Genomic DNA, 4,416 nt, shown 5'->3' with positions numbered 1-4,416 from the left:
GCGTCATTCGAGCCGCAAGAGTTGGGAGTTGGGATTGGGGTTAGCGCGCGAAGCGCGCCCTTGGACTTGTGTCAATAACTGTACGCAGAGTCAAACGCCCGATTCGAGCGACTTAGACGACTGGATTGCTGACTACGATCGCGCCGATACCAGCGAGCCCGCGGGAAGGATTGCAGCGACGACGAATCCGATGCGAATGACCGAAATTAGAAACAGGAATGCGCATTCCTATCCGCGCACGGGGACGGCTGCACATCCGATTGAGAAAATTCACGTGAGTCCCGATGATGTGGGGGATTGGCTTGCGGACTACGCGCTTGCTGAGGCGAGAGGCCGCCCTTCGATTTCGGCGCGCGCAAGGCTATCGGAGGCGTCATGAGCGAATGCGTCGATCAGCCGCGCACGATGATCATGGAGTGCCCATCGTGTGGCGAAGAGATGGAGGTGCGGCACAGCGAGCAACTCGGCGTCCTGTTGCGTCGCCTGTACTTCTGCTGTGAGTCGTGCGGATACCGCGCACCGGCCAGTTTCGAAATCCTGTTCTCCCTGTCGCCCGCACAGGCCCCAGACCCACATGTCGTGCTGGAGGTTCATGCCGGGGTTGCGCCTGGGCTGCGCGGGCCAGTCAATTCGCGCACTACTAAACGCGCACGGGAGGTGCTGTGAGATTCTCGATTGCGTGCCCGCACTGTGGTTCGCGCTCAATCGCACGCGCGATGGAGAAGCTTTCTGACACGGCGTGGTTGATCGATTTTCAGTGCGACAACGTGCGGTGCGGTCACGCGTGCCGCACGCGTATTGATTTGATTCCGCCCGTCGTCCCAATTCCCAAGCTCGGGCGGCGGCAGTCGCTGCCGCTATTCGCCGATGTAGAGATGGGCGAAGAGGCGGTTTTTGTTAGCAGGCGCGAAACGCGCCAACATGAAAAAGGAGAATAGCCGTGAACATCCAGTCTACCGAGCAGGGCATGCTTGAGCTCGTCGCGGGCAACGTCAAACAGGTCGTCGCACCGTATCGGCAAGGCTCCGTTGACATCTACATGGTGGCGCTCGATGCGATCCGAATGCGGCCGGGCTTCAACGAAGCTCGCTCGTCGGATCCGGAGTACGGACAGCACGTTCGCGAACTGGCGGACTCAATCAAGGCGAACGGCTTCTATCGACACAAGCCGTTGACCGTCCTGGCCGCAGCGGATGGATTTCTGTATTTGTCGGACGGTCATTCTCGATTCGCGGCGTTGCAGTTGGCCAACGAAGAGGGCGCAAACATCGAGGCTGTGCCGGTTGTGAATGAAGCCAGAGGCACGACGGACGAAGATCGGATTGTCGGCCTGATCACGAACAACAGCGGCAAGCGCTTGACGCCGTACGGGGAGGGATTGGTCTGCAAGACGCTGATCGGTCGCGGCCTTTCTGAGAAGGAAATCTCGCGCCGTACAGGATTTCCGGTGGCGAAAGTGTTGAACGTGCTGTCACTCGTTGGCGCGCCTAAACCGATTCGCGACATGGTGACGAGCGGCAAGGTGTCGGCGACGACGGCCATCAAGACAATGCGCCAACATGGCACGGGCGCTGTGGCCGCGCTTGAGAAGGGCGTGAAGAGGGCGAGCGAGGCCGGAAAGTCAAAGGTGATGCCTCGGATGGTCGAGCGGTCAAAGCCCGTCGAGTCGGCGGCGGAGTCAGTATCCGATGCCGACCGATTGGACTGGCTTGGCACGCAATGCGAGGATCTGAGTATCCGACTCGCCGGAAGAGGCACTGAACTCCCGAAACACATCGAGATTATCCGTATCCACGATGGTGTCTGTATCGGGAAGGGGGCGGACCTTCGCGCCGCGCTTGATGTGGCGCGTGAGGCGTCGACGGATGCATCGTGATGGGGCTTTGCGCTCGTTCTACGTGACCGTATGACGAGCGTGAGATAGACAAGGCTTTCGAGTCGGTCGAGTTTTTCAACACAGCCAAAAATTGCCAGCCTGTGAGATCCAACTTGCCTTTGTGCGTCTGTCCGCTCATCTGCTCGCGCTCCAGCGTGGCTGCAGGACTTAAGCTGAGAGAAGGTTAAGCTTGAACAATGAGTGCAGGTTTATTCTCCGCGATACTCAAACCTGCAACTACTAGATCTACCTCGTAGAGCCCCGGATCTGTCGGGCAGATGATTGTAAGAGATAGCGAGTCGATACCGGCGCCCTTGTAAGTCACTGGGGCCACCGGGAGCGTCGGCGGGTTTGCAAGCGGTGCGGCTTCGGTGCCCACAAGCTTGCGAAGCACGAGCGTAGCGTCAAGCTCGTTGCGAGGCTTGTCCATGGAAATCGCGATCCTTTCTGCAGCATTCGCTTTGACCACTTCGTCATGCACGCTGATGCGAACGAGGTTGGATTTAAGGTCTGTGCAAAGTACACCTTCCTTCCCAAGAAGCGCGCCAAGTGTGCGGAGAACCTCGGAGGTTTTGTAGAGCGTAGCATGGCTACCGCTGACAGCAAGCTGCTGAACGCCCACTAAGGACGAACTCCAGATCGGAACGGATCCGTCACCTCCGCTAGCACTTTCCACGCCGGTCGGATTTAGATATTGTGGTTGAGCGAAGTTCGCTTGCACGTTGGCGATTGTGCTCTGACCCGTCCCGACGAAGCAAAAGTACATCACGTGCGGTGGGCGCCTCTCGATGTTGAGCGCTGCATGAAATTTAGCTGCATTCGTTAGGTTTTTCACAGACAGACCCAAGATCTCTGCTACGTCCTTCTCGTACGGACTGACTGGCCCGAGACGGGCACTTGGATCGGTGTTCCAAAGGAATGGCTCATCCAGTGGTGGCATCAGTTGGTACAACGAGGGAAAGTCTTCGTGACCCGCTAGTTCCTTGACTTGCGTACCGTTAAGATACCAACAATCGATTTGTCCGAGAGCGGCACAAAGCGCCACTGGCGTACCACGATGTGGCGTGCCGATAGTAATAAGACGTCGGATGCTCGAAAAGCCGGGGCAATTCGCGTCGTCGTAGTCGCCAGACTCAAGCAGGTATCTGCTTACGAGGCCGCCCATAGAATGGGCAATTAGGTTGATTTCAACATCCGCACCGTGGCGTGCGCGCATTTGCTTTACGCACTCGGCAAGGCGTTCTGCCGCTACCCGATTGTCCTTGCGCCAATCGTACGGACACACCATAAGTGTGCCTTTCTCAGCCCCTTCGGAGAAGCCGCACGCTTCGAGCGCGCTGATAAGGCTACCCAATAAACCGTAATAGTGGATGCTGCGGATGATGTCGCGAACCTCCAGTTCGGGCTTGAGCAAATGCTTCATCTTCTTGTATGGACGGATCAGTTCGTTCCATTCACCCGGCCAAACGCACACATCACCGTCATACAGTTCTGAGCTCATGATTCCGGGGATAACGATTGCGACTTCAGCCACGGCTGGCCTCCCTTATCTTGTCGTGCTCGACACGCGCTACGCGCGCGACAAAACCGCGATACGAAATGCTTGACACCATAGTCGATGAAATACTTTGAGCGTTAGGGCTGCGCTCGGTGATCACATGGCCCGAACCTCGCTGAGTAAGTCCGGGTGACGATCCAACACCTTCAGCAGTTTCACGAGAGAAAAAGGCGGCTTCGTCTTGCCGGTTTTATAGCGCGAGAACGCGTTGGCAACACCTCCGAAAATCTCGGCTGCCTGCCGTTGATCCAGATTTAGTTTCATCCGAACCGTCGCAATGTAACGCGGATCGACAAACGTCGCATTGACCTCACGCTGGAACCTGCCGACCAGCTCGCCATATCGATCACCGTTCAGTCGATCTAAAACGACCTCGCCGCACGCCGGGCAGTGCGCGCCGGTTACGTTGGAAATAGTCGTGCGCTCGCCCTTGTAGACATAGGGCAAATCGCGCGTATCACGGATCAATTCCGCCACGCCGCACGCGGACATTTCATGATCAAAGCTCTTTGAACGAGAAGATTGGCACGTCATCGATGACCCGTCAATTTCAAATAGACGTCCCCTGATGTCGTCTACGGCCGATAACCGTCTTGCCAGACGCGATGGTCGCCATACTTCGTCATGCTTTTGTAGCAGTCGCCTGGTTTGAGATCAAGCACAACGGCGCACGTCGGGCATTAGGTCGCTTGTCGAAACTGCGGCCCTTTGCGTCAACACTCAATTAGCGCAGGCGCAATTACGAGCTGCTGTAGCGGCCTAATCGTGTGGCTGTGGGGCCACTTGTCCTAGGCGTCGCAAGGCTGGCCACTAAGCGCGCACACAGCAGTTGATGCCCTGTCGCGCGGGGAGGGCTTGGGAGATGCCGGTTGCGAGCCCCTAGAATCGCAGTCCCCTCCGCGCCTGCCCTCCAAAACAAAATGGCGTTTCCAGACGCAAAAGGTTGGACAGGCGCAAGCCGGCGCGACGCGGGTTTCGGCGA

The 4,416-nt window shown here is 57.5% G+C and carries 6 protein-coding genes and 1 pseudogene; 4 read left to right on the top strand and 3 right to left on the bottom strand.

Annotation, left to right across the window (positions count from 1 at the left end):
* The 4 genes from QCE79_RS38885 to QCE79_RS38870 form a co-directional block, all read left to right on the top strand.
* Window positions 1–379: hypothetical protein (locus QCE79_RS38885; RefSeq protein ID WP_309854428.1), on the top strand; the 379-nt coding region annotated here is incomplete at its 5' end.
* Complete coding sequence (locus QCE79_RS38880; protein ID WP_309854425.1) at window positions 376–666, top strand: ogr/Delta-like zinc finger family protein; 291 nt, start codon at window positions 376–378, stop codon at window positions 664–666. The genes QCE79_RS38885 and QCE79_RS38880, both read left to right, overlap by 4 nt.
* A gap of 50 nt (window positions 667–716) precedes the next feature.
* Window positions 717–938, top strand: a complete 222-nt coding sequence (locus QCE79_RS38875; RefSeq protein WP_404989514.1) for a hypothetical protein — start codon at window positions 717–719, stop codon at window positions 936–938.
* Window positions 939–967: 29 nt separating this feature from the next.
* Window positions 968–1,876 carry a ParB/RepB/Spo0J family partition protein gene (locus tag QCE79_RS38870; protein WP_309854420.1) on the top strand — a complete coding sequence of 303 codons (909 nt, stop codon included), beginning with the start codon at window positions 968–970 and terminating at the stop codon, window positions 1,874–1,876.
* 184 nt (window positions 1,877–2,060) lie between these two features.
* Here the strand turns inward: QCE79_RS38870 and QCE79_RS38865 are convergent, their stop codons facing one another.
* The 3 genes and pseudogenes from QCE79_RS38865 to QCE79_RS38855 all read right to left on the bottom strand — a co-directional run bounded on the left by QCE79_RS38865 (window position 2,061) and on the right by QCE79_RS38855 (window position 4,096).
* Window positions 2,061–3,410, bottom strand: coding sequence for a lipase/acyltransferase domain-containing protein (locus tag QCE79_RS38865; RefSeq protein ID WP_309854416.1), 1,350 nt, complete (start codon window positions 3,408–3,410; stop codon window positions 2,061–2,063).
* A 120-nt stretch (window positions 3,411–3,530) separates the two neighbouring features.
* A pseudogene (locus QCE79_RS38860) lies at window positions 3,531–3,931 on the bottom strand (type II toxin-antitoxin system MqsA family antitoxin).
* A 78-nt stretch (window positions 3,932–4,009) separates the two neighbouring features.
* Window positions 4,010–4,096 carry a type II toxin-antitoxin system MqsR family toxin gene (locus tag QCE79_RS38855; protein ID WP_309854430.1) on the bottom strand — a complete coding sequence of 29 codons (87 nt, stop codon included), beginning with the start codon at window positions 4,094–4,096 and terminating at the stop codon, window positions 4,010–4,012.
* Window positions 4,097–4,416: the final 320 nt, after the last annotated feature.

The sequence above is a fragment of the Caballeronia sp. LZ003 genome (assembly GCF_031451465.1).
In the GTDB taxonomy this organism is placed as follows: Bacteria; Pseudomonadota; Gammaproteobacteria; order Burkholderiales; family Burkholderiaceae; genus Caballeronia.
Note: the sequence above shows the minus strand (reverse complement) of the source record. Positions and strands in the feature narration are given on the sequence as shown.